The following is a 23,484-nucleotide window of genomic DNA, read 5'->3' as shown; positions in this document are numbered from 1 at the left end:
GGCAACAAAAAAGCGCCATCTTTCCGGAAAAAGAGGCGCAATACTATTTCTGCATAAAGGCCATGCGGGTTAACGGTAGGCAACTTCAGAGAACATGTTCGTCACTTTATACCAGAGCCAGCTTACCGCTTGGTCTATGCTTTTGACTTGCCCGGAGATGTGGGCTGTAGATGCTTTGTACAGAGTACCGTCGATCACCGTCAAGTTGCCGTTGACTTCCCCGTACACCTGAGTTTTGCCGTTCTCCACCGTGAGGTTGCCGGATATTGTCTTGCCGGACGGTACAATGACAGTATCGCCCTGAATCACAACCTGGTCGAGGTCACTGCCTCTGACGACAAGCTGCTGATCCTGATTCCAGAAAGTCACCGAGCTCATCAGCATCACCAGAAGAAATACGGATGCCGCCGTAAGGGCCGGATGTCTTTTGATCCAGGTAATAAAAGCTCTTTCCTTCTTCGGCTTCGGTAGCGAATCCATTATCCGGCTTACCAGATCGTCTGAGGCCACCGCATTCTGGTGCATCAGGGAGAACATCAGCATATCAGTTTGTTCCAATTCTTTGAACTTTGCACGGCAATCCGGACAGGATAGAAGATGCTCCTTCAATTCCCTCTGCTGCAGCTCGGGCAAGTCGTCATCCAGGTAATCATGCATCAAAGAGACGGCCAGTTTGCATTCCATAGGAGCCAATCCTTTCATGAGTGCTATTTAATTATTTCAAGGCAAAGGGACAGTGCATAAGACTTGCTTAACTTACATACGGCACTGCCAGTCAGACGTTTCATAAAAAAACATCTATTTTTACATTTTCGGGCCTAATTTTTTACGTAAAACTCACGTCCGCGGTGTACCCGGGTTTTGATTGTCGTTACCGGCATATCCAGCACATCGCTGATCTCCTGAAGCGACAGATCCTGCAGATACCGCAGTATCATTACGGACCGGTATTTCACGGGCAGACTGTCAATGGCCTCGTAGATCACCCTCTGCGTCTCTGAGAGCAGCAGTTCCGTCTCCGGGGTGACATTGTCACTCGGAATCATTGAATAGCCGTCAATGCCTTCCTGATCGTTCATCTCCGCATCCAGCGAATAAGTAGGCTTGCGCTTGCGCAGCCTGTCGATACAGAGGTTCGTACCAATCCTGTAAATCCAGGTTGAGAACTTCTGTTTGTCATCATAACGGTCCAAATTCCGGTATACACGCAAAAAAGTCTCCTGAACAATATCCTCCGCCTCATGACGGTTGTTCAGCATGCGGTAAGCCAGATGATATATTTTGTCTTTATATAGTTCCACAAGCTCGGCAAATGCTCTTTGGTCGCCCTTCAAGGCGAGCTTTGTCAATCTGCCTTCCAAATTCTCCACCTGTTAACTCCCCCAGACTTGCCGCCCCTGGTCTTTCATCTCAACTGAATGTCCACGGTACAAGCATATAAATCGTAAATCAAGTTTGGTCAAAAATCAAGGATTGTATTGTTACCTTCGTGGGATGCAAACGTTCGAATCACTGCTAAAAGCCTGCTGCTTAACAGTGGCTCCGAGAAAGCTTTGGACTTCCAGCCGCTGTTATGCTCAGATTCCTTCAATTATACCGCTGTCCGAATTAGGAATCCGACCATAAAGGCGGACGCTAACGCTCTTACAGTTCCAAACTCTCTCTCCGCCGCTTTATCAGCTGTGAGCAAAGCTCGCTTCTGCCCGCCCAAATCCCCTCAGTAACAATGGGCAGGGCAAGCAGCAGCTTTCCTTACAGCTCATTTACTGAGGTGTAAATGAATGACGGGAAGCTGTAGGGCTGCTTCCTTCTTACACTCCAGAATTCAATAGAACCCAAATACAAACAAAAAAAAAGGAGATCTGCCGCACTAAGTGCAGCAAATCTCCTTTATGATATTCCCGGTACTTCAATGACAGAACCCCAGGCATCAGCCCGTATTCCGCAGTCCAGCAGCAATACCGTTAATAGTAAGCAATACTTCACGCAGCAGCTCGGCGTCGTCGCCCTCGGCATCCCGCAGCGCTCTTAGCTCGGACAGAAGCTGTACCTGAAGGTAGCTGAGCGGATCAACATAAGGATTGCGCAGACGGATCGATTCCTGAATAACCGGAACATTGTCCAGAATGTCATGCTGGCCGGTGATCTTGAGGATCAGCTCCGAGGTCAGCTTGAATTCCGATTCAATCAGGCCGAAGATCCGCTGGCGGGCTTCATCATTTTTGCCCATGGAGGCGTACTCCTTGGCAATAACAAGGTCTGCCTTGGCGATTGCCATCTGCAGCGTATCAATCAGCGTGGTAAAGAAGGAGAAGTTAGCATACATAGTCTGCATAATCTTCAGGTTCTCTTCTTTGCCTTCATAGAAGCTCTGCAGCCCTGTTCCGGCAGCATACCAGGCCGGCAGCAGGTAACGGCTCTGCGTCCAGGCAAATACCCACGGGATCGCACGCAGATCCTCAAAGCGGTCGCTGTTCTTGCGTTTGGATGGACGTGAACCGATGTTTAGCTCGCCCACCTCAGGCAGAGGTGTCGACTCTTTGAAGAAGGTCAGGAAGTCCGGATCACGGAAAATCAGGTCCTGATATTTGGTCAGGGAAACTTCCGAGATACGGGCTACAATTTCATCCCACTTGGCTTCGTACAGATCTGCCTGCGGCGTTCTGGCGTGAATGGCTGCCGTCACCAGTGCTGATGTAGCCTGCTCCAGACTCCGGTAAGCAATGCCCTGCATTGAATAACGGGAAGAGATTACTTCACCCTGCTCCGTAATCTTGATTCCGCCGCCGATTGTGGAGGCCGGCTGGGCAAGAATACTGCGGTTCAGCGGCATGCCTCCGCGTCCAAGCGCCCCTCCGCGCCCGTGGAAGAACTTCAGCTTGATGCCGAATTCATCCGCTGTAGCCGTAATCTGCTTCAGCGCAACACGCAGCTCCCAGTTCGCAGTAACCACACCGCCGTCCTTATTGCTGTCGGAATAGCCGAGCATAATCTCCTGCAGGTCGTTCATGGCCCGCACCGCTTCACGATAGATCGGCATGCTGAGCAGCCGCTTCATAATCTGCGGTGCGTTGTGAAGGTCATCAATGGTCTCAAAGAGCGGCACAGCCTGCAGCGTGCAGACTACAGTACCATCGTTATCCTTGCGGAACAAGCCCACTTCTTTGGAGAATACCATAACTTCCAGAATGTCGCTTGCCGCTTCTGCCATACTGATCAGATAACTGGTGATACACTGCTTGCCGTATTCCTCCTGGGCCAGATAAATCGTGCGGTATACCGCAAGACATTCCTCTGTACTTTCACTGTACGACTGGTACGGGGAGGTTAGCGGCCGCGGATCGTTGAGCAAAGACTCAAGCAGCTTTACCTTCTCGTCTTCCGGCATATTGGCGTAATCCTGGGTAATGTTCATCTTGGCCAGGATTTCGGCCATTGCATTTTCGTGCTCCTGGCTATGCTGGCGGACATCCAGTGCCGCAGTGTGGAAGCCGAACAGCTCCACCTGGCGGATGAGTTTCTTAATGTAAGTATCCGCTACATAGTCGGCATAGTGATGCCGCAGACTGCGGTCAATCACATTCAGGTCATCTATGAACTGCTGCGGGGTCGCGTAGCGCTCCGGCGTTCCTTTTTTCTCATCGTCCAGCACGTTCTGTGTCTTCGAGATCATATAGCTGAGCTTAATCCGGTAAGGCTCATTGTCATTGCGCCAGGCATCAACCCGGTTCAGTTTAATGATCTTGCGGTCTTCTTCTATCGAATCCAGCAGTTCTTCAGTAACGCTGACGATGCTTGTACTAAAGCTCAGATACTGCATGAGTTCACGCATAATGCGCTGATATTCCCGGATGGCCAGCTTGCGCTGCAGACGAAGAGTCTGTAATGTCACCGCCGCCGTTACGGACGGATTGCCGTCACGGTCTCCGCCGATCCATGATCCAAAACGCAGGTACGTCGGCACATGCCAGTTCTGTCCAGGATAGTATTTGCTCAAACATCGTTCAAGTTCCTGGTATACATCCGGCAGCACCTGGAAAATCGTCTCGTGGAAGTAATACATCCCGTTCCGCACTTCATCCAGTACTGTCGGTTTGCGGTCACGCAATTCATCTGTCTGCCACAGAGTAATAACTTCATTCAGCAGCTTCTCGCGGAGCTGTTCGCGTTCACGGAATGTCAGTGTCGGATTGTCGAGCCCCATTACATCATCTGATATCCGCTTGTGAATATCGAGAATGGCCCGCCGCATTGCTTCCGTAGGGTGAGCGGTCATGACCAGCTCCAATGACAGGTTGTTCATAATGTCATGAACATCCTCTTGGGAGAAATCACGTTCACGGAGTTCCTGAATCGCACTTTCGATAGATCCCGGCTGTACCGTGTCCCCTGCAGAACGCTCATAGTCCCGCTTACGGCGGATCCGGTGATTCTGCTCAGCGATGTTTACCAATTGAAAGTAAATGGCAAATGCCCGTATTACCTGGTGTCGATTCTCAGGATCCAGTGAGCCAATCAGCTCTTTAAATTCATTGTGCAGTTCAGGCAAAAATAATGAGCGAAGCGATTTACTGGTCTCACGGATTTTCTCCACGACCTCCAGCAGTTCGTTACCGCCTTGGTGAACCAAGACTTCGCCCAAAATGTTCCCCAGGAACCGTACGTCACGCCGCAGCAGATTGTTGGAATTGCTTTTGCTGACAGCTGTCGTAAGTTCGGTCATGCTGCTCCCCCCATCCTCTTCCGGATCAATGTCCTAACATTGTCTATTTGAAGCTTTCCTCATATCATACATTAACACCTATCGGAAATCTCCAACTTATTACGCTGTAAAGCGATGCAGTAATTACGATTATACACCAAATTCATTCATTATACAGTCATAAAATATTTATGTATTTTATTTCATTATAATGGCTGCCCTTTGGAGTATTTATGTGCAAGGTTTACACGGCATGTAGGTATTGATTGCATTATACACGGATTGCGGAAGAATGGAAATTGGGGTTATCGAAAATATATCCGTTATGTAAACAAAGGCCCGCTCAAACGAGCAGGCCCTTCTGGGAAATCCAACCTATGCTTTAGTACCGCCCGGCCTGTTGTTAAAAGCCAGTTCAAACAACCCAGTTGCAGATAAGCCGGCCAGTCCGCCTGCCCAGAGTCTGAGGATGGTGTCTAGATCAGTAAATGGATAAGCGGCAGCCCCTGTCAGCAAGCCAATGGCAAGGCCCACTATGGGGATGGTCTTACGCGGTAGATTCACATTATTTTTAATCAGCTGTACCAGCGCAAGTACAAAGACGGCGAGTACAGAGGCAAAGGCCATTACATGATCTAAAATATCACTGTGCACCATAATTTCATTCCTTCCATATAAAATGTTTCCACTAATTCAGCAATTCGCTTTTTGTCCTCTAGCCGCTCGCCTACCGGCTGCTTGTAATTTCAACCGTCCGGGTTGCAGCATTAAAACCTACACTGGCCCCTAACGCCTCCGCTACAGCACGTACCGGCACATAGGTTAACCCTTCTTTTATATATCCCTCGGCAATTTTGCACCCGTTGAGGTTTACAACAGCTGATACAGTATTTGTCATCGTTTGACTCTCCTCTCTATTGATTAGCATGTAGGCTGCTTCAACAGCAGACGGAGCGGGCCTGGTCCCTGCCAGCAGGTTCGCAATCGTCAGGTCAAAGCTCAGCTGAAAATGAGGATAATCCTTGAAGCTGGTCCAGTCTCCTCCCCATTCGAAGCCGAGAGCTTTAGCCTGCTGTACAACCTCGTGCCAATCTGACGTCCCGTCACGGTCGCCATCGCTCTTCATATCCCAGGATACACCGGATCCATCCGGCAGAAGCAGTGCAAAATCAACTGCCAGCCCGTAGTTATGATAGCTGTATCCGCCCTTTGCATTGGTAACAATGCCCCCAGCTGCAGTACGTCCTTGAGCGAACAGCCTGTCCTGTTCAGCGAAGGTGCGAAGTCCCTGGGTAATCAGAATCGGAATACCGCATGTGTAACAGCGCTCAATCAGCTTATCCGCAGCGGCGGATACAACAGGGTGAAGACCTTTTAGACGGGCAGCTGATTTAGCTTTGATCTGAGCCAGCGTCAGCATGATTAGAACCTCCATTCTTAGAAATTCTTCTTATACACAAAAATAGTCCGTATTCTTCTGAGTAGGTAAGTTTAGTAAGAACAATAAGACTGATGGTAGTTCCACAATGCGCAATTAACCAGCATAATTTAAGCCAGTTTGGCCGAATTGATGGATACAAATCTATAGAAGTTGCTAATAAAAACACCATTTCAAAAGTATAGGCGATAATAAATAAAAGCATGGCCAGCATAAAAACACTGACCACGCCTTTTTGAAAACGTTCATAATAATAATTCAAATGGAAATATACGATTATTACCGCACATGCTGCCTCGATACAATATAATACTAATAAAATAATATCAGTCAGGCTCATGATGATCCCCTCGATCATAAACTAAATATTTTGCAAATCTATTACGTTCTATCTCTCCTTGGATTTCTTTCGAAACGTTCTTATAATGATTAATTGTTATTGTTACGCTGGTTGAGGCTCTGCGCAGTTCTCTCGCTTTCGCTGCTTGGCGGGGGAGAAATAGACGCCATATCCACTGTAGTAGCAACATTAACTCCCCCTGTCTTCCGTATGATCAATCTTCAGTTTTTTTAAAACATCCAGAGTGGGCTGCATAAATTCTGAACGTTCCTTGTCTAAAATGGCCTGCAACCGGTCACGGTCCTCCTCTGAACGATCAAGCAGTTCACGTGGTACTAGCTTACCCTTCACAATGGAACGCAGCAGCACTACGATTATAAGCATTAATAGAAACGCCGTTATATACGCAAGTCCATACTTATCTGCCAGTGGAAGCAGCTTTTCAAGCTGTGCGATATTACCTTGATCCATCCTCTTGCCCCCTTCTGTATGAGTATGCCCCGTTAACAAACCACGGAGGACTAATGTTAGTAACAAAATATACCGCCACTTACGTCTATTCTTATACCAGCATCCACATCAACTCCCAGTGTCCAGGGCGCTTCTAAATTGATATTGGCAGGAATAGTATAACCGTCTGATATAAGGTACCAGTTCTCCGAATTCCCTCCCGACGAATTTGTGCTTTGTGCATAATACCAGAGTCTTCTGTTAGCTTTATCAAACCATATCCCGGTAATACTAGTTAAAACCTGAGTATCATTTTTCTGAAAACAATAGACCGTGCTACCGTTAGAATCTCTTATATAGAGAGAATGTAATCCCCAGCTGAATAAAGTTATATTAAACAGGCTAATAGAATTATAATTATTATGATTAGGTTGATTTACTACAGATTTGAATGTTTTGGTTCCATTCGGAGTAGTAAAAATGTCCTTCTTTGTTCTAGTTGTAACTGACTGGGACATATTAAATACATATTCCCCTCCTGTACTGACAACAATCCTTGAGATCTTTGCCGCTAACGTCCCAAAATCATCGCTTCCTGATGCTGCAACTCCCTTGCCGCTAATGGCGGAGGCGATACTGCTTTTCCCATTAGCGACAGATTGAAAAAGGTCTGCGCTCCAAGCTCCCCAAACGTTATTCTCTTTGGTTCGCATGAAGAACGAATTAACTCCTCCGTTAAGACGGTGTGCTTTTTGAAGTACGTAACCACTTCCGTTTGAGTGGCATTGAACCTCAATGTAAAACCAGCTTGCAGTACCATCTGGAGAATTTGATAAAGTATCCCCGTTGTAAAAACCGTTGGCTGTTATATTATTGAGATCTGTGCCGCTAATAACAAGGGACTTACCGTCATCTCCTGTAAGTCTATACTTTTGCCACGCTTTAGCATCCGTATATACCTTGGCATTACTCTCAGCCGTATTCGCTTTTGTCTGGGCACCTGCCGGCGTTTCTTTTGCATTAAGCTGAGTCTGAATGGCGCTGGTTACACCGTCCAAATACGCAAACTCCGCGTTGGAAACAACTCCTGTCCCAATCTTTGAAGCATCAATTGCTGCTGATGCATTAACGTCTGCGTTGACGATAGCGCCAGCGGTAATCACAGCTGTACCTGCCCCGGCTGCCATGGTAATGTCTCCGGAAATTGCCGGAAGCCTTGCCGCAGCGAGCGTTCCGCTGCTTAGATCTCCAGCAGATCTTGTTGCCAGATCAGCGAGGGATGAGCCGGTCTTACTGATCTTCCCCCAGCCGATAGCAGCAGCACTGTTTACGTCAGCGTCTACAATAACCCCAGCCGCAATAGCCGTTACCCCGTCACTAGTGCTCGTAACATCCCCGGTATGATTCGGGTGGGTGTAATTATTGGCTCCTGCAGCCACACCGTCCAGCTTCGCTTTGTCAGCTGCTGCCATGAGCCCCGCTGCACTGGCGGTTGCCGCCACTGTAGATGCTTTAGCATTCCAGGCGGTGCGTTCAGCAGCAGTAATATGCTTTACTGTATCAGCTGCATGATCCTGTGCCCCCTTCACCGCAGTATCCAAAATATCCATATTGCCGTTGATATCCGCAATATCAACAATGTCTGTACCATCCGGCTTTTTCAGCCCCAGATTGCCTGTAGTTTTCATGATTCACGCTCCTATTCGTATACTCTTAATTCATTCCAGGTCCGCTCATGCGCACCTCTCCAGGTGAGTGCCTTGACTGAATCCCACCAGGTATAGCTGTACACAAACTCGTAGGCCAGATGCGCCGGCTTAATCTCTTCAATGATCTGGATTAGCCCGGACATATTAGCGGGGATACCCAGGGTACCTACGAACCGAACCTGGAAGCTGTACTCTCCCGGCACATCTACAACCTCCACATCCCCGCCTGAAAAAGCGGACGCCGTCCGCCGGATCATCTCCGGTGTAGTCGTTCCGCTTCCGCGCAGCTTCGCCTTGATCATCTCCCGGCGGGTCGCATAGGATTTAGTATTATCCGTAGTCAAGGCCAATACATTCTCCCAGCGAGCCAGCCCCCAGGTTGCCGATTCTACGTCCGTCTGTAATGCGGAATCTTCTATTGAATAGCGAAGCTGTCCGCATTCTATGGCATTGCTGGCCTGAATCTCTTCCATTTCAATGACGCCCTGGTAAAAATCAGGCAGGTATTTCATCAGATCCGGCCGGGTGAACCCGGGTCCCTCTTGTAAAGAATGATCGGATGAATAACTTAATGTCCCGTATAAAGACTCGCCAAAGGCCATTTCTATACCCCCTTGAGCTGATTCCAGCTAATTGGGCCGCTAGACATATAATCCAGATATTGAAAAACTGTAGCAGCTTCCGGATGACAGAAAAAAACCTCACTAAGACCAAACCTGCGATTACCGTTTGCATCAGCTGTTCCAACACTGCTGTCATAAATGGTAATCCTGATTTTGGTGAACTGTCCCTGGAAATTGGGATACAGCGGGATCATAAGTTCCTTAGCAGGAGCATCTACCACACTTTGATCTTTGAGCACACGCCACCCGGTGGCGTTATAGGTATCGTATACTTCAATTTTGTATTTAGAGGGATACCAGTATCGGCAGGTCCACCCGATTACGCCGCCAGTTTGGGTATGCGCCTCCGGCAATCCTTCAATGGTTATAACAGTTGGAGTCCCAGCTGGTATACCCAGGGAAGAATAAGTCGGTGTGAGTCTGCCGTCAAAGAGCGAATCGGTATCAATTTTGGCCGTACCTGTCTGGGTTATGGTTATTTCCTTACGCTTATGTGCATTCAAAAGGATGTTGTACTCGTTCCCCAGCATCGTACTCGAGGTGGAAGGGAATAATCCATACACTGCACCATTAGTCAGCACCGGATATCTGTCATCATGCGTATGCCCCGCCGCCGGAAACACCTCCGGCTTGCCGGCTATGCCGGACCAGGCTACACTGTCTGCTGTCTGCGCATAATCGACCTTACCGTTGTTGTTGGTGTCATAGATGCTTTTCAGCATGTCACCGGTGCTCTGCGATGCCACCAGCAGCATGTTCACGCTGCCTGTTCCGATATACAGCTTGCCTGTATCGGTGCAGTAGCCCAGCTCACCAGCCGCAAGAACACCAAGTGCACTCTCCAGCCCGCGGCGGATCTGTATCAATGTCTTCAGTGCCATCTCTGCCGCCTCCTAGAATGTGCCGCCGTCTATGCTGGCTACCGTCAGCTTGTTGCCGTTAGCTGTGTCATACACAATACTGCTTCCATCGATATTGGCCGCTACGCCGTTTGCATCTACAGTAATCCCTTTGCCTGCGGTAACTGCAATGGCATCGGCTGTGACTGTGATGCCGTTACCGGCACCGATGTTTAGGGTCACTGAATCAGCCTGTCCTCCGCCGGTTAAACCGTTGCCGGCAGTAATGGTCTGAAGTGCGCCGCCGGTGCGTACCCAGGTGCTGCCGTTCCAGCTGTAGATTTTCTGTTCATCGTCCACATAGGCGGTCCAGCCTACAGCCGGAGGATAGTACACCCAGGCTGCAGATTGATACTCGGCTATCTGGCTGCCTTTGCCCGTCCATACGCCGGTAGCGGCGGCCGGAATGATGTAACGGTCCCCTTCTGCAGGAGAAGCAGGCGGAACCGTCAGATTCTGATCTTTAACAGAGCTCTGCGGCTCGATATTATGCTTGGCCAGCTCAATCTCGTTTCTGATCTTTTGCGCTGACCACAGGTCTGTAATGGCTGTACCCGAATCATTAATTATACGATGCTTTGTGGCATCATCGAGATGGGTCTTAATCTCTGCCGCTGTTTTGACATTCGTCCCGTCAGAGACTTTATTAACATGCCCTGCGGTGATATCTGCCTTGAGCACTTTCGCATAGGTTGTGCCGTCGGCAATATCATCTGCTGTTCCCGTCAAATCAGTCAGCTTCTGGGCATTAATGCGGCGCCAGGCTGTCCCGTCGTCAAAATACAAATAGCCGCTGTTCGTCCCGCTCGTTACATAATATAAGCGCCCCACGGAAGCAGCCGCCGGACGTGAAGCTTCGGGGCCGGATAGTGCCCGTCCGACCATCGAATTGGAAGTGCCGTCGCCGATATAGACTTCTTTTGTATCTGTACAGAACCCCATCTCCCCGGCTTTAAGCACACCATAGGTGGACAGCTCTGCTTTTGTGCCGCGTTTTACTTGAATCGTCTGTGCCATATTACACCTCTCTTTTAAAAGATCCGCCGTCGATCAATCCCGCACTTTTATAACGTTCAATCTCGCGCTGGGCGGCAGTCAGCCCTGTTTGCAGAACGTTGATATCATCCGCCTCCACGGTATCGCCCGGGGTTTCATAGGTCACATATACCTCTGGAACCTCAGCAAAAATTTTAATGATCCGCCGCCAGGGCGCTTCATCCGGAAAAGAAACCGAAAAATTACGCAGCTCAGTCCCGCTGAAGCGTGATCCGGTATATACCGTTATACTCTGGTTATTAATGTTGTCGTGGGTAAGCTGTCCACTGTAAATCCCATTTGTGAGCATGAGCTTTTCTTCCACGACGTAGCTGCCGCCGCTGGCTTTTTTGTTCAGCTTTTCTTTGAACACATCCACCTGTTCCGGGTACCCCATCCGCTACACCTCCAGCACAGCATTAGCGAATAAGGGTACTTCGTTCTCTGCCAGCGTAATATTGCCGGATCCGCCGTTCAGCTTCAGTCCGCTGTAATCCAGAACGCCCTCAGTATCCAGCAGCAAAGCGCCGACGACAGACTGGCTGATGTACGAAGCTTCAAAGGCCTTTTCCTTACGGTATTTCTCCAGCATAACCTGAAAAGCATTGATCACCGCCTGCAGCGTATAGCCTGAAGCCAGAGTAACCGCTGCACTGACTGTGATGGTTTTACCGGCGGCTGAAGCAACTGTCACCACGGCACCTACAGGAGCCTGTCCTTCCCCTAGACCCGGCGCAGGATCAATATGCTGTTGTACCAAGGATACCAGCACAGCTGAGGCCGGCTTCTTGTCGGCATCGACAATGATTACCTTAACCGTCTTGGGTCCGTTCCACAGCGGGAAGACCCGTGCGCCGCCCACGCCTTCAATCTGTGATGCCCAGTCCATGTAATGATATTTGTTCCCGCTGGTGGACGGGCGTCTGGCCGAATCAAAATACCGCCGGCGCAGCGCTTCGTCATCTTCTGCTTCCTCGCCCGGTATCAGTAGCGAAATAATCACCCCGCGTGCAAGCCCCGGAATATAATTCACCGGCAGCAGGCTGCCGGAATACTGATTACCGGCTGCTCCGGCGGTCTCACTCTCCAGCCGGAACGCTCCCGGGGAGAGCCTTTCAGCCGCTGTGTAATTATAGAGCCCCGCCGAGAACCTGCTGCCCAAGGGGATATCCAGCAGCTCATCTGCGCTATCATAGAATTCTCCGCGCAGCTGTGCCTTGGTTGCCGGCTCCCTGGTAATGCCGGTCCAGGAAATGCTGCGCTCCAAATACTCACCGGCTGCAGTGTCGGCAAAGTGCAGATTAATGTTCACATCCAGCTCAATATACATCTGCGCCATTTCCGCTGCAGCCGGGGCAAGCGCATCATAAATAATGCTGCCTTCCCGCTTGTCCATTCCTTCCGGGACCCTGTCCAGCATGCGTTCAAGCAGCATTTCATACGTCTGATCCTCATACACTGCTTATCAGCTCCTTTCTGAGCTCAAAATTGCCGTAATACGTGACTACAGTGCAATTGAAGCTCACCTGATCGCCATTAAAAGTAATCTCTGCCTGCTCCAGCCCGCGGATCCGTTCGTCCTGAAGCAGTGCTTCACTGACAATCCGCAACAGCTCCGCCCGGACCAGCAGCCTATCCTTTCCGAGCAGCAGATTCCATTCTGTCCCGTAATCTGCACTATAGATTAGAAAATCGTAACGTTCCGTCTGCAGCACCTTGATGGCAGCCTGTCTGACGGCTTCCAAGGCATCAACAGTGCCGGTAATCCGCTTCAGCCCCCAGTCCATCCGGTAGGTAAGACTGGGGCTCATCACATTCTGTCCCGGTGCATCCTCTTCCAGCAGCCCCTTGATCGGTCCTGACCTGCCTACAGCCGGAATCATAGGTCCACCAGCCGATCCAGCACAACATAGCTCTGTCCGCCCTGCATCCGCAGGAGCAGCACACGGTCTCCCGGCTCAAGCCCCCGCCGGATCAGCAGCTGCCTTCCGTCCAGCTCAATCCGGCACTCTGTAACAGCTTCCGGCAGCACCAGTGCGGGGCCTGACAGCACAAACCGCTGATCCACCTGAATCTGCAATGGCTCCGCCCCCGTCACCTGCCCATAAGAAAAAGCCACAGGATTCGTATTGGATACGGCTCCGAGGCTCGCTTTTTTAATAATATCCAGCATCTGTTCCTACACCACCTTTATCGTGAGCGACATTGTGTGTTCCCCGCCTGAAATTTTATGGCTGCATTCATCCACTAGAAACAGCTGAGTCTCAAATTCATCCAGCAGCACATAAATGAAGTTTCCGGCTCTTACGCGCATATCCCCGATTGCCTGAACAGTCAGACTGAGCTTTTCCCGGTTATGCAGCTTAAGCAGGTTGTCCGCCTTCTCCCGGATTTGCGCCGCAGCCGCCTTGTCGTCGGCCTGCTGATACAGCTGCAATATCCCCCAGCGTGCTACATTCTCCTTATCCGTAACCGGATAGAATTCACGTTTGCCTGTCTCCTTATTATCCCTATACAAAAAAATAGTATTGTACGTGTCCTCATCGATGCTCCGCTTAAGCGAGTAGTCATAGAGGTAACGGCCTGCTCCCAAAACGACGTTAAGCAGCATACTCTGCATATTTCGCAGTGCCAGCTTCCCGAAATCATCATAAAAAGCCAGCAGCTGCCCGCTGTTCTGCAGCTCACTGCCCACGGCTCCCATAATGATATCGAGCAGCTTTTTATTATCCTCTATAAGCGAAGGTATCCTGTACTGCGCCTCATCAAGCACACCGGTCTGCAAACCGTAATCCTTCGCTATTTTTGCGACGAGCTCATTTGCAGTCACATTCTGCAGCACATAGCTTCCGTTGCCCAGCAGATAACGGATCTGGTCGTACGCCGTCAATTTGATCTCCCTGTCTGCACCGGTTGCTATCGAAAACACAAATCCGTAAAAGGCATCCCTGCCATCCTTGCTGAACTGTACAATATCCCCGTTCCCGATGTTGAACCTGGGATGCTGATAAATCCCGCTGTCCACAAGCGTTATCTCAAGTGTCGCAGGTTTGCCCGAACGCGAGGTCTTCCAGGAGATGTCGGCCGCTATAGCGGAGATATCCCAGAGCAGACCGTCTTTATTTTTCACCAGCAGCTTCATGCTTCCTCCCCCTATGCCAGCTTGATGACTCTGCCGATTTGCAGCTTCTTAAGCTCACTGTCGGAAATGCCGTTAAGCTTCTGGAGGGCTTTATATTTGCTTCCGCTGCCAAGCTTTTTCTGGGCAATACTCCAGAGCGAGTCTCCGGCTTGAATCGTATAGGTGGCTGCCGCCGTTTTTTCACTGGCCCGCTGCTGCTGTTTCTTTACCACATTCCCGGCAGCCTTTACTGCGAGCGCCTGATAGAACACATATTTTTTGAGCGCCAGCGTGTATTCGATATCCCCGGAATTTCCGGCACTCAGCTTCCAGGTGAAATTTTCGATGCTGACCGGCATGTTGATGCCCATATCGCCTGTGAAGGTCTGGGCGGCCCGGTCTGCAGCCTCCTTAAGCCAGTCAGCCATAGTCCCAGTCTGATCCGAAGCATTACTCTCCAACTGTTTAAGCCCGGTAAAAACAAACCGGACAGGCCTGCGGCTGACCATCCACCGTTTGATCATCGCCACATATTCGTAGGGCTTAAGCAGCCGGCTTTCTTTTTCCTGAACCTCACTTGCCGGATATACGACAAACGGATACCACTGGGCCGGAAACATGCTTTCTATGGACAGCTCGGTCAGCTTCGGATAAGCAATCGCATTAATTTCTCCAAGCTCGATAATCGAATAGCTTTTTCCGTCTCCCGACTCTTTGATTTCCAGCATCTCCGGATTAACCGGCAGCCGGATGACCTCTTCATAATTATTGAAGCTTAAGAAAAAACCGTATTCCTCCACGTTACGTATACACCCCCTGGGCTGTTGAAACAAATTCCTCCTGCAGCACCTGCCCGATCTTGGTAATGATGGAGTCGATGTCTCCGGCATTATTGATGTTACCGGTTGTAACCTGTACCGTCGGTGTCAGCTCCACAAAATTCTGAATCGCCTGAAGCTCCGCCAGCTCCCTCAGCATTTTCAGATCATCGCTGGAGATGTCTACGGTATCGTTAATTGAGCCGACTTCATTGACGCGGTTAACGTTGCTTGGCAGGCCTGAGCCTCCGGCAGCTGATTTCGAAGCTTCGGCCGGGGCAAATTTCACCTTCGTGTCGAAATTGCTCACCAGCTCTTTGCCCATTTGACTGGCATCCTTAACAGCCTTATCATAATCCACATAATCCTTCTTCTCTGAGTCGTATACCGCTTTGTCTGAAGTGGGCTTGGGAATCATATCTTTGGCTTTCAGAATCATGTCACTGAATACATGCTTATTCTCCGTGTCGAGATAATTAGGCTCAAAATCCGCTAAAAAACTGAAGCCCGGCAGCTTGCTGAGACTGTCCGCCATCCCTTTAACCTTTTTCAAAACCAGGTTGATAGCATCCACCATTGCCCCCACAAAGCCGCCTGCAAAATTCTCGACCCCGAACGCCATCTGATAAATAAAGCCGAGAAAATTCATCGCCAGATCATAGAACAGCTTACTTACAGCAAACTTGGGATCAATGAACAGATTCCGGAAAAAATCGGCAAAGGCAATAAAGGTGTTGTAGAGCGCTATTACGATATTTTCGATAAAAGCCTTAAGCCAGCCGAAAGCTCCTGCAATAAATTCCACCACCTGGCCTACAGAAACACCTGACTGCTGCAGGCAGTAGATAAGTAAGCCAATAGCCGCAACAATAAGCAGAATGGGCCAGTTAGCCACCAGCCAGGCAGCAGCAAGCGCATATACCTGAATAATCATGGCAGCCAGCAGCACGAAGGCAATCGCAGCCAAAATCGGGGCAACAACATCCCAGTTCTGCTGTATGGCATCAATCATGTAGAAAATCCAGTCCACCACAGCCCCGATAACCGTAGCAATTACCATAAACCCGTTGGCTACCATAGTAAGCATTGAGACCATCTGTTCTGACTGAAAAAACTTATTCAGCGTATCAAGCACCGGACGGAGGGCGACAATGGCTTTTTCCCCCATTGATTTTACGGCTCCATCCATATTTCTTTGCAGGAGATCCCACTTTTTCGTATCTTCCTCAGATGCGTTTGCAGTAATAGCCTTAACACCAAGCGACTTCACCTTATCGAAAATACCGCTAAGATCTATAGCCGCAAGTGAATCCTTTGCCTTGGACAGAAAGCCCGGCTTATCTTGCTTGGCTGATTCTCCGGCTTCATCAGCGACAGGTTGAGGTCCAGCATCATTTGCGGTTCCTGCTCCTGCTGCTGCCCCGGCAGCTGCCGTATCCTGTCTGTTCATCAGGTAGCTTACGGCCTTCTCACCGACATAGGTAATCAGCTCAAAGCCGCTTACATCCAGGGCTTTCATCATTTTTTGGATTTTCCCCATAAATCCGGTTTTCTCATTTGCCGGATCGGCATTATCTGCCTGATCTGCACTGTCCGTAGGGTTAGCCCGCTCTGCTTCGTTATTGAGCCGGGAAGCCGCCTCCTGCGCCTGCATAAAGCCTTCCATAAAGGATTTATTTTTCTCCTCATAGATCCGCTGCAGGATAATCTGCAGATCATTAAGCGAATATGATGCGCGGTTAAAGTTCTGGTTAAGCCGCTCCCACTGGGCATTCACATTTTGCCAGACTGTTAATGCGGTTACCGGAACCAGCGCATTACTCATGGACCCGTTTGAATTATTCTCCATTCCTTCACCCCCTTCATCGCTTCTTTCCCTTACTCCGTGCACGCTCGCGTTTTTCCTTATCCACCCGCACAGCAATCATCGCATACACCGCCGCCCGCTCACGCGCAGACAGCCTCATCAGCTCGTGCGGCAAAATATGAAGCTCATGGAGAGCGTAGTAGGCCAGATTTGCCTCACTGTCGCCCCCGTTAATCAGTTTTTTACTTCGTCCACCAGCTCGTTCATATCTGTGCCAAAACCGTTCAGCGCCTGCACCCGTTCACCGAGCGCAGCGAACTCACCGGGAAGCAGCATTTTCCGCAGGAGCGCCTCCGCGCCCATCACCCCGTAGGAGCGCTGGAGCTCGGCATTTTTCAGATCAGGATGTACGACACTGGCTGTCATAAGCTTGGCCATGTAATCGTTAGGGTCGATTTCAGAGGTGTAGGCGCCGTTTTTCCCCTTCACCTTACGGGTGGCGGCTTTACGGCAATCCTGGTTCTCATCCTCGGTCATGCTGCGAAGCTTCCAGGCTACAGCTGTCCCCTCTTTATCCTTGAAACGCTGGGACACCACAAACTCCTCAGTTGTATCACATGCCGCATTTTGTGCAAAAAACATACTCAATTCGCTCATTGTCTTTCCTCCTAATGAAATGTGCAGACGAAGCAAAGACCCGCCGCCAGCTCTTGCGTCCGGGCCTGTTCGTGCTTACATCTGATTAAACTCTGTTCCTGGCTGTCTCTTACAGGCTGGAGCCCGCCGGAGCGCTAAAAGACTGTGCCAGCTCTACATCCTCAAAAGTGAAGCTGACCTCCTCCTCAAGCGCATCCGACTCTGTATCCAGGGAAGCCATAATTACACTGTCCAGATTAACGCCCTTCAGAATAATCCGTTGGGCCCCTACGCTGGATGACGGGTCCTCATTCGTGACTTCAATATCGAAATACTGGTCCACCCCTGTTTTCATATATTCCAGCATCATCTGCCGGAAACGGCTGGTCATATAAAAAATCGTCATGGTCCCGCTTCCCGACCATCCGGTTGCTTTATGCTGCACCCCGCGGCGGCCCAGCGTCTTCACCTCAGCCTTCTGCTTTTCCACAGTTGCTTCGAGTGTCTTCACATAGAACATTTCCTCCACCTGGGAGCCGATCTTGGCATATGCGCGGCCTTCCTGGCCGGAGAGGGTATCACTAGCTTTTAGAAACGCCATCTTAAACCACCTTCACTTTCATATATACTTTTTCCACGGAATCCACCGGCTTCACAGCAACCTCCAGAACAACACTGTCACTGTCGGCACTCGCAGATACCACAATATCACTCTGCGAATTGAAGCTGTCGATAGCACCCAGTGCCTGCAGATCATTCATATAGGTGACACACTGGGCCCAGAACAGTGCCCGTCCATCCTCATTGTTGGCAACCTTGCCAATAAAGTTTTGTTCGAAAATACGCTTCAAGTCACCGGCAATCCCGTCAAGCACGCGCACAACACGGTTTTTGGAGAAAACCTTCCCCTTATCCGGTGAAAAAGAAGTGAAGCTGTTGATGTCCTGCTCGACCACCGCACGGCCGCTGCTGTACGTAAAGAGCATTTGTCCTTCTGTCAGCGCCGCTACTGTTCCGGAATGGCTGAGCCTTACATCGGCATCAACCGCATCATCGTAAGACTGATAGGTCAGCGATTCATTAACTGCAGCACCAGCCGCAGCACCTGCTACCCAGGCTACCGCTGTGGTTTTATCAATCACTGTACCGTCGGCCAGCACGACACCATTGGCCAAACTGATTATGCCTTCATGGTCAGCCGCAGGATAGTCAGACAGCACGGCCTGCACCTTCTTGCCCTCTGTATCCCGAAGACGTTTTACATAAGAGGTATACAGTGCCTTCAGCGTGTTATCCTGTGACAGCAGCCCGACGGTCTGGAAATCCTGAACCTCAAGCGCAGCCAGAAAATCACTGTGCTGTGCGCCATTTACTGTACCATTCTCACCGCCAGTCAGAGGCATTCCGGCTGACAGGGTCAGCGTCCCCGGACCGTTGGCCTTAAACAGCAAATACTCATTTTCTATAAGATCAGCTGCACCAGCCACTGTCTGCTTATCCACTTCAGCCCTGCCAAGCAGTGTTTTCACATCAAAAAGTGCATTATCTTCAATGTTCTTCTCAATCACCACTGTCAGGTCATTTCCGCGCTCCCCGCCGAACTTGGCTGTTGCCTGCAGCCCGTTACTGCTCACTCCTGCCTTAACCCCTTCATTCAGGCGGTAGAGCAGCAGGGTGCCTGCACGCTTCAACGCTTCCCTTACAGGAAGCAGCACTGGTTCTGTCAGGTCATAGCCCAGCAGACGGCTGAAATTATCCTGCGGGGTGAGCTTTACAATAGCTCCGGATTCCCCCCAAGGCAGCGTAAGCGCCAGGGCTGTAATGCCGCGGTCCCCCATCTTACCTGTAATGCTTCCGTTTGAGGCTACATTTACGTATACTCCGGGCCGTACCTTATTTTGTGTTGTCCATGTTCCGCCAGCCATTAGAAAACCTCCTTAGTTAAAAAAAGCTTAATACCTTCCTTTGCCTCATCCAGCGTGTATCCATTGCCATCCTGCAGTACTACATCCATCACATCTTTTTCTTGCGGTGAAAATAGGGACGAGCTCATAATCTGTTTTTTGCCGAACCTGCCCAGTTCCGCTTCATCTGTATTCATTTCACATATGCTCCTTCCATTATCTGCCCCATCAGCACGGCATCTGTTTGTCCCTGCCCCTGCTCCTGTTTCTGCAAATACAGCATGTAGTCGACTGTGAACACAGGCCCGCTGCCGTCTTTTCCCGCTTCCCAGGCCTGCCTCATTACACGGAAGGCAGGGTCAGCATGGCTCTGAACAGCCAGCGCTTCACAGAGACCGTCAGCCAGCTCCTCAGAGTCCAGCAGACCTCCTTGTTCATAGCGGATGCCAAACTTGTAGACTGCCATATATCTGCCTTCCCGCTGCCTGTCGTAGACAGCCGAGATCAGCTCCAGCCTGAAGTAGGCTGACTGCGGCTTCTCCCCGTCCACATCCAGAGGCAGCTCCGGATAAGCTGACTTCAGCGCTGCCGTAATATGCTCGCGCAGCCGTTGTACCATTTTCATCTTCGTCACCCTTTTCTGTTAAGCATTGCCTGTGTGCTCATTCCTCCTGTCTGCTGAAATAAAAACGATATTATCCGGTAATGGATAATATCCGCTGCAAGATATGGCCTCTGATCAAAAGAGCTTTCACCGCTTCAGTTCCCTTAAGCCGCTAACCGGTAAGGATTATAGCAGAGCATTCATGCTCCTGCGGTGTCTTTTTGCTTCATTTGCCATGTTATAATCATACTCCCTTTATTTCCGCATGAAGCCGGTATTCCACCTGATTTCAGGATAGCTTTTGGCTGCCGCGGGGAGGTTTCAGGGAGGTTAAAAGCATGCAGCAATATTCTCAGCTTTAGTCTGAAGCATGCTATCTGACTGCACAAAAAAAGCACCGTCTCTAGAGACGATGCAATTTACATATTTGCTGTAGGCTTACCGGGAGGTCAGCTCTGCATGCTCCGCCGGTCCACTGTTAACTGCTGCACCAGACTTGAGCATTGAGCCCAATGAGAGCAGCTCAAGGTCTGCTAATGCAAGTGCCATCTTATAGAAAGCTTTGGACCTTATCTTTACGTAAGTGTCCTTACTGACCGGTGGATCAAACACATGGTTATATATAGTGTAATCGTACACCTCATCCCTTCTCATATAACGCTCACGTACAAGCTGCTGCTCCCTGGGCGCTAGCCTGTCTACTACACTGTCCAATGCAGCACAGTAGGCTCTTCGGGCAGCTGGCACATCAACGTTGTGTGCTGCAATTGCTGCGGTCTGGTCAGTAATCTTATTAGTCGCGCCATGGAATCTCTCTGTGTATGAATAAGTAATTCCTGCTTCTTTCGCTTCAAAAGTGACCGTTTTAAATATCCGGTACTTCTCCAGCATATTTTCTATAGTAATCTGTGTCCGGCGGCGATCCAATTCAGGTAGCGTAGAAAGGTTCATTGTTGTATGCACTCCTTTGGGGGTAAATGATTTTTCAGTTAGCGGCAGCAATTTTCCGGGAAGTATGCTAAAATTCTACTTGTTCGTATTCTGTTCGTATTTTCCTATAATATACCATCTTCGGATTCAAACGTAAAATCCCGTTTTTGTTCATTTTCGGGCAAATAAAGAAGTCATACTCTCTCTTTCTTGCTTTTTGGCAATATAATAGACATTGTTGTTTATCTTTTGGCAATGTTGGTTTATATTATTAGCAACAGGCTTGTGTATTTAGGCGATAAGGAGTGGTTTACGATGACTGATACATTCGGAGGATATTTGAAGCAAATCCGTGAGGCGAAGGGATTGAGTATTAATCAGCTGGCTGCCTTAGCCGGCATAAGCGGCTCGCAGATTTCACGGATTGAAAATGGATTACGGGGTGTTCCCAAGCCCGCTACACTTCGCAAGATTGCAGAAGCAACAGGCGCATCCTATGATCAGCTAATGGGTCAGGCAGGCTATTTGCCGGAGCAGGGCACCAGCAGCAATGACAACCCGGTTCCCGATTGGGCAACAAGCAGGGATAAGCGGGATTTCCGCAAAATGCTCGAGGATGACGGGGAGTTGATGTTTGACGGGATTCCGCTCAACAAGGAAGACAAACAGCGGATCAAGGATGTGCTGACCGGCCTGTTCTGGGAAGCCAAGCAGATGAACAAACGAAAGAAACCCGAACACCTTTCGGATAATCCGAATAGTCCGGATTATCGGGAGTGAACAACTAATCAGGGCTATAACTTACTTTTACATGCTGCGGGTGAACAATATGGATGAGCTAATTAATAATCTGATTACAAAGTATAAGACCAACAATCCGTTCGAACTTGCCCGGGCACTGGGTATTCATATCCGGTTCATGGATCTGGGAACGGGTACAAAGGGATTATATTACCGTAAGCTGAGAAGAAGATTTATCGTCATTCATAACGGGCTTCCTGCGGAGTGGCAGCGGTTTGTTTGTGCGCATGAACTGGGACATGACCGTCTTCATAAAGGTATAAACCGTTTTTTTCTGGAGGAGCATTCTTTTTTCAGCCCGGGCAAGCTTGAACGCCAGGCCAATCTTTTTGCTGTAAAGCTGCTTTCATCCGGTACTTTGCCGGATCAGGATGAAGCTGTAAAAAGCTATTACTTGCGAATCGGGATTCCGCCCGAGGTTCGCTTTTTTTTAGAGGATTAACAGAACATATGTTCCATCATAGTCATTTCTCTTAATTGAAGGACATTTGAACATAACAAAAAACCCCTACCGAAGTAGGAGTTTCTGTCAGCCTAAGCTGTAGTATCGGGATGACACGATTTGAACATGCGACCCCCTGGTCCCAAACCAGGTGCTCTACCAAGCTGAGCTACATCCCGAAACAATATAAAATTATGGAGCGGGTGATGGGAATCGAACCCACGCTATTAGCTTGGAAGGCTAAAGTTCTACCATTGAACTACACCCGCAAAGATGAAAATCGGGATGACACGATTTGAACATGCGACCCCCTGGTCCCAAACCAGGTGCTCTACCAAGCTGAGCTACATCCCGAAAAAATGGCGCGCCCTAAGAGATTCGAACTCCTGACCTTTTGATTCGTAGTCAAACGCTCTATCCAGCTGAGCTAAGGGCGCAAAATTATGGAGCGGACGACGGGAATCGAACCCGCGACCCTCGCCTTGGCAAGGCGATGCTCTACCGCTGAGCCACGTCCGCATATTAAGTGGTGCGCGTGAAGGGACTTGAACCCCCACGTCTTACGACGCCAGATCCTAAGTCTGGTGCGTCTGCCATTCCGCCACACGCGCAGAGTACTTTTTAATCAAGTGAGCCATGAAGGACTCGAACCTTCGACACCCTGATTAAAAGTCAGGTGCTCTACCAACTGAGCTAATGGCTCGCAATTGGCAGGGGATATAGGATTCGAACCTATGATGACGGAGTCAGAGTCCGTTGCCTTACCACTTGGCGAATCCCCTATAATGTAACATATCTCCCATAAGCGTTTCAATAGGAAAACGATTATGGTGGAGGCTGAGGGGATCGAACCCCCGACCCTCTGCTTGTAAGGCAGATGCTCTCCCAGCTGAGCTAAGCCTCCGTATGTATAACCAAAAGCATTAAATAAATGGTGACCCGTAGGGGATTCGAACCCCTGTTACCTCCGTGAAAGGGAGGTGTCTTAACCCCTTGACCAACGGGCCTAAAAAAATTTGTGGAGCTCTCAACCGGATTCGAACCGGTGACCTCTTCCTTACCATGGAAGCACTCTACCTGCTGAGCTATGAGAGCATGGCTCCCCGAACAGGACTCGAACCTGTGACAACTCGATTAACAGTCGAGTGCTCTACCAACTGAGCTATCAGGGAATATTATCCGCTTGGCGGCGTCCTACTCTCCCAGGACCCTTCGGTCCAAGTAC

At 49.7% G+C, this 23,484-nt stretch carries 26 protein-coding genes and 12 tRNA genes; 2 read left to right on the top strand and 36 right to left on the bottom strand.

The genetic code is table 11. The features are described 5' to 3' along the window. Nucleotides 1-69: 69 nt before the first annotated feature. The 24 genes from AWJ19_RS02795 to AWJ19_RS02685 form a co-directional block, all read right to left on the bottom strand. On the bottom strand, nucleotides 70-684 hold the full coding sequence (locus tag AWJ19_RS02795; RefSeq protein ID WP_068721337.1) for a zf-HC2 domain-containing protein: 615 nt from the start codon (nucleotides 682-684) through the stop codon (nucleotides 70-72). A gap of 134 nt (nucleotides 685-818) precedes the next feature. Next, nucleotides 819-1,370, bottom strand: a complete 552-nt coding sequence (gene sigW / locus AWJ19_RS02790; RefSeq protein ID WP_068721335.1) for an RNA polymerase sigma factor SigW — start codon at nucleotides 1,368-1,370, stop codon at nucleotides 819-821. A gap of 560 nt (nucleotides 1,371-1,930) precedes the next feature. After that, nucleotides 1,931-4,723 carry a phosphoenolpyruvate carboxylase gene (gene ppc / locus AWJ19_RS02785; RefSeq protein WP_068721333.1) on the bottom strand — a complete coding sequence of 931 codons (2,793 nt, stop codon included), beginning with the start codon at nucleotides 4,721-4,723 and terminating at the stop codon, nucleotides 1,931-1,933. Nucleotides 4,724-5,077: 354 nt separating this feature from the next. Continuing rightward, entirely contained in the window at nucleotides 5,078-5,359 is a 282-nt protein-coding gene (locus AWJ19_RS02780; RefSeq protein ID WP_068721330.1) for a holin, read from the bottom strand. A 70-nt stretch (nucleotides 5,360-5,429) separates the two neighbouring features. Continuing rightward, nucleotides 5,430-6,122: a M15 family metallopeptidase gene (locus tag AWJ19_RS02775; protein ID WP_068721328.1), complete on the bottom strand. Its 693-nt coding sequence runs from the start codon at nucleotides 6,120-6,122 to the stop codon at nucleotides 5,430-5,432. Then, nucleotides 6,094-6,480, bottom strand: coding sequence for a hypothetical protein (locus AWJ19_RS34535; RefSeq protein ID WP_128083483.1), 387 nt, complete (start codon nucleotides 6,478-6,480; stop codon nucleotides 6,094-6,096). Before AWJ19_RS34535 ends, AWJ19_RS02775 begins: the two co-directional genes overlap by 29 nt. A gap of 189 nt (nucleotides 6,481-6,669) precedes the next feature. Beyond that, nucleotides 6,670-6,951, bottom strand: a complete 282-nt coding sequence (locus AWJ19_RS02765) for a hypothetical protein (protein ID WP_068721326.1) — start codon at nucleotides 6,949-6,951, stop codon at nucleotides 6,670-6,672. Between the two features lie 56 nt (nucleotides 6,952-7,007). Beyond that, complete coding sequence (locus AWJ19_RS02760; RefSeq protein ID WP_068721324.1) at nucleotides 7,008-8,618, bottom strand: pyocin knob domain-containing protein; 1,611 nt, start codon at nucleotides 8,616-8,618, stop codon at nucleotides 7,008-7,010. 11 nt (nucleotides 8,619-8,629) lie between these two features. After that, entirely contained in the window at nucleotides 8,630-9,241 is a 612-nt protein-coding gene (locus tag AWJ19_RS02755; protein ID WP_068721323.1) for a putative phage tail protein, read from the bottom strand. A gap of 2 nt (nucleotides 9,242-9,243) precedes the next feature. Next, the gene (locus AWJ19_RS35055) at nucleotides 9,244-10,143 is read right to left on the bottom strand and encodes a hypothetical protein (protein WP_157889927.1); all 900 of its coding nucleotides are present in this window, start codon (nucleotides 10,141-10,143) and stop codon (nucleotides 9,244-9,246) included. Nucleotides 10,144-10,155: 12 nt separating this feature from the next. Continuing rightward, nucleotides 10,156-11,178, bottom strand: a complete 1,023-nt coding sequence (locus AWJ19_RS02745) for a DUF2793 domain-containing protein (protein ID WP_068721322.1) — start codon at nucleotides 11,176-11,178, stop codon at nucleotides 10,156-10,158. 1 nt (nucleotide 11,179) lies between these two features. Beyond that, nucleotides 11,180-11,593: a phosphoglucomutase gene (locus tag AWJ19_RS02740; protein ID WP_068721318.1), complete on the bottom strand. Its 414-nt coding sequence runs from the start codon at nucleotides 11,591-11,593 to the stop codon at nucleotides 11,180-11,182. A gap of 3 nt (nucleotides 11,594-11,596) precedes the next feature. Next, the gene (locus tag AWJ19_RS02735; protein ID WP_068721316.1) at nucleotides 11,597-12,655 is read right to left on the bottom strand and encodes a baseplate J/gp47 family protein; all 1,059 of its coding nucleotides are present in this window, start codon (nucleotides 12,653-12,655) and stop codon (nucleotides 11,597-11,599) included. Further along, on the bottom strand, nucleotides 12,648-13,079 hold the full coding sequence (locus AWJ19_RS02730; RefSeq protein WP_082707665.1) for a DUF2634 domain-containing protein: 432 nt from the start codon (nucleotides 13,077-13,079) through the stop codon (nucleotides 12,648-12,650). Before AWJ19_RS02730 ends, AWJ19_RS02735 begins: the two co-directional genes overlap by 8 nt. Next, a complete protein-coding gene (locus tag AWJ19_RS02725; RefSeq protein ID WP_068721314.1) occupies nucleotides 13,076-13,369 on the bottom strand; it encodes a DUF2577 domain-containing protein in 294 nt (97 codons plus the stop codon). The genes AWJ19_RS02730 and AWJ19_RS02725 overlap by 4 nt, the downstream gene beginning before the upstream one ends. A gap of 6 nt (nucleotides 13,370-13,375) precedes the next feature. Next, on the bottom strand, nucleotides 13,376-14,338 hold the full coding sequence (locus AWJ19_RS02720; RefSeq protein ID WP_068721312.1) for a hypothetical protein: 963 nt from the start codon (nucleotides 14,336-14,338) through the stop codon (nucleotides 13,376-13,378). An 11-nt stretch (nucleotides 14,339-14,349) separates the two neighbouring features. Further along, nucleotides 14,350-15,117, bottom strand: a complete 768-nt coding sequence (locus tag AWJ19_RS02715) for a LysM peptidoglycan-binding domain-containing protein (RefSeq protein WP_068721310.1) — start codon at nucleotides 15,115-15,117, stop codon at nucleotides 14,350-14,352. A 1-nt stretch (nucleotide 15,118) separates the two neighbouring features. Continuing rightward, the gene (locus AWJ19_RS02710; protein WP_068721308.1) at nucleotides 15,119-16,984 is read right to left on the bottom strand and encodes a hypothetical protein; all 1,866 of its coding nucleotides are present in this window, start codon (nucleotides 16,982-16,984) and stop codon (nucleotides 15,119-15,121) included. Nucleotides 16,985-17,176: 192 nt separating this feature from the next. Further along, a complete protein-coding gene (locus tag AWJ19_RS02705) occupies nucleotides 17,177-17,599 on the bottom strand; it encodes a phage portal protein (RefSeq protein WP_039877364.1) in 423 nt (140 codons plus the stop codon). A 109-nt stretch (nucleotides 17,600-17,708) separates the two neighbouring features. Continuing rightward, nucleotides 17,709-18,179 carry a phage tail tube protein gene (locus AWJ19_RS02700; RefSeq protein WP_068721306.1) on the bottom strand — a complete coding sequence of 157 codons (471 nt, stop codon included), beginning with the start codon at nucleotides 18,177-18,179 and terminating at the stop codon, nucleotides 17,709-17,711. A 1-nt stretch (nucleotide 18,180) separates the two neighbouring features. After that, complete coding sequence (locus AWJ19_RS02695; RefSeq protein ID WP_068721304.1) at nucleotides 18,181-19,503, bottom strand: phage tail sheath family protein; 1,323 nt, start codon at nucleotides 19,501-19,503, stop codon at nucleotides 18,181-18,183. After that, complete coding sequence (locus AWJ19_RS35050; protein ID WP_157889926.1) at nucleotides 19,503-19,679, bottom strand: hypothetical protein; 177 nt, start codon at nucleotides 19,677-19,679, stop codon at nucleotides 19,503-19,505. The genes AWJ19_RS02695 and AWJ19_RS35050 overlap by 1 nt, the downstream gene beginning before the upstream one ends. Beyond that, nucleotides 19,676-20,107: a DUF6838 family protein gene (locus AWJ19_RS02690; protein WP_128083481.1), complete on the bottom strand. Its 432-nt coding sequence runs from the start codon at nucleotides 20,105-20,107 to the stop codon at nucleotides 19,676-19,678. Before AWJ19_RS02690 ends, AWJ19_RS35050 begins: the two co-directional genes overlap by 4 nt. 417 nt (nucleotides 20,108-20,524) lie before the next feature. Next, nucleotides 20,525-21,037 (bottom strand): ArpU family phage packaging/lysis transcriptional regulator, encoded by a 513-nt coding sequence (locus tag AWJ19_RS02685; RefSeq protein WP_068721300.1) that lies wholly within the window; start codon nucleotides 21,035-21,037, stop codon nucleotides 20,525-20,527. Nucleotides 21,038-21,331: 294 nt separating this feature from the next. Between AWJ19_RS02685 and AWJ19_RS02680 the strand changes: the two genes are divergently transcribed. Continuing rightward, on the top strand, nucleotides 21,332-21,796 hold the full coding sequence (locus AWJ19_RS02680; protein ID WP_068721298.1) for a transcriptional regulator: 465 nt from the start codon (nucleotides 21,332-21,334) through the stop codon (nucleotides 21,794-21,796). Between the two features lie 49 nt (nucleotides 21,797-21,845). Next, a complete protein-coding gene (locus AWJ19_RS02675) occupies nucleotides 21,846-22,259 on the top strand; it encodes an ImmA/IrrE family metallo-endopeptidase (RefSeq protein ID WP_068721417.1) in 414 nt (137 codons plus the stop codon). Between the two features lie 105 nt (nucleotides 22,260-22,364). Here the strand turns inward: AWJ19_RS02675 and AWJ19_RS02670 are convergent. From AWJ19_RS02670 to AWJ19_RS02615, 12 genes are all read right to left on the bottom strand, one after another. Continuing rightward, nucleotides 22,365-22,438 (bottom strand) — tRNA-Pro (locus AWJ19_RS02670). A 16-nt stretch (nucleotides 22,439-22,454) separates the two neighbouring features. Further along, nucleotides 22,455-22,528: transfer RNA gene (locus AWJ19_RS02665), tRNA-Gly, on the bottom strand. An 11-nt stretch (nucleotides 22,529-22,539) separates the two neighbouring features. Continuing rightward, a tRNA-Pro gene (locus AWJ19_RS02660) sits at nucleotides 22,540-22,613 on the bottom strand. A gap of 6 nt (nucleotides 22,614-22,619) precedes the next feature. After that, nucleotides 22,620-22,696 (bottom strand) — tRNA-Arg (locus AWJ19_RS02655). Between the two features lie 7 nt (nucleotides 22,697-22,703). After that, a tRNA-Gly gene (locus AWJ19_RS02650) sits at nucleotides 22,704-22,778 on the bottom strand. An 8-nt stretch (nucleotides 22,779-22,786) separates the two neighbouring features. Next, nucleotides 22,787-22,870, bottom strand: a tRNA-Leu gene (locus tag AWJ19_RS02645). Between the two features lie 19 nt (nucleotides 22,871-22,889). Continuing rightward, nucleotides 22,890-22,962 (bottom strand) — tRNA-Lys (locus AWJ19_RS02640). Between the two features lie 5 nt (nucleotides 22,963-22,967). Next, nucleotides 22,968-23,041: transfer RNA gene (locus AWJ19_RS02635), tRNA-Gln, on the bottom strand. 46 nt (nucleotides 23,042-23,087) lie between these two features. Beyond that, nucleotides 23,088-23,163, bottom strand: a tRNA-Val gene (locus AWJ19_RS02630). A 28-nt stretch (nucleotides 23,164-23,191) separates the two neighbouring features. Next, nucleotides 23,192-23,266 (bottom strand) — tRNA-Glu (locus tag AWJ19_RS02625). A 12-nt stretch (nucleotides 23,267-23,278) separates the two neighbouring features. Beyond that, nucleotides 23,279-23,354, bottom strand: a tRNA-Thr gene (locus AWJ19_RS02620). A gap of 1 nt (nucleotide 23,355) precedes the next feature. Next, nucleotides 23,356-23,431, bottom strand: a tRNA-Asn gene (locus AWJ19_RS02615). Nucleotides 23,432-23,484: the final 53 nt, after the last annotated feature.

The sequence above is a fragment of the Paenibacillus sp. DMB5 genome (assembly GCF_001517085.1).
Classification (GTDB): Bacteria; Bacillota; Bacilli; order Paenibacillales; family Paenibacillaceae; genus Paenibacillus_AQ.
The sequence above is the reverse complement of the archived record's forward strand: the minus strand, read 5'-3'. Positions and strand labels throughout refer to the sequence as shown.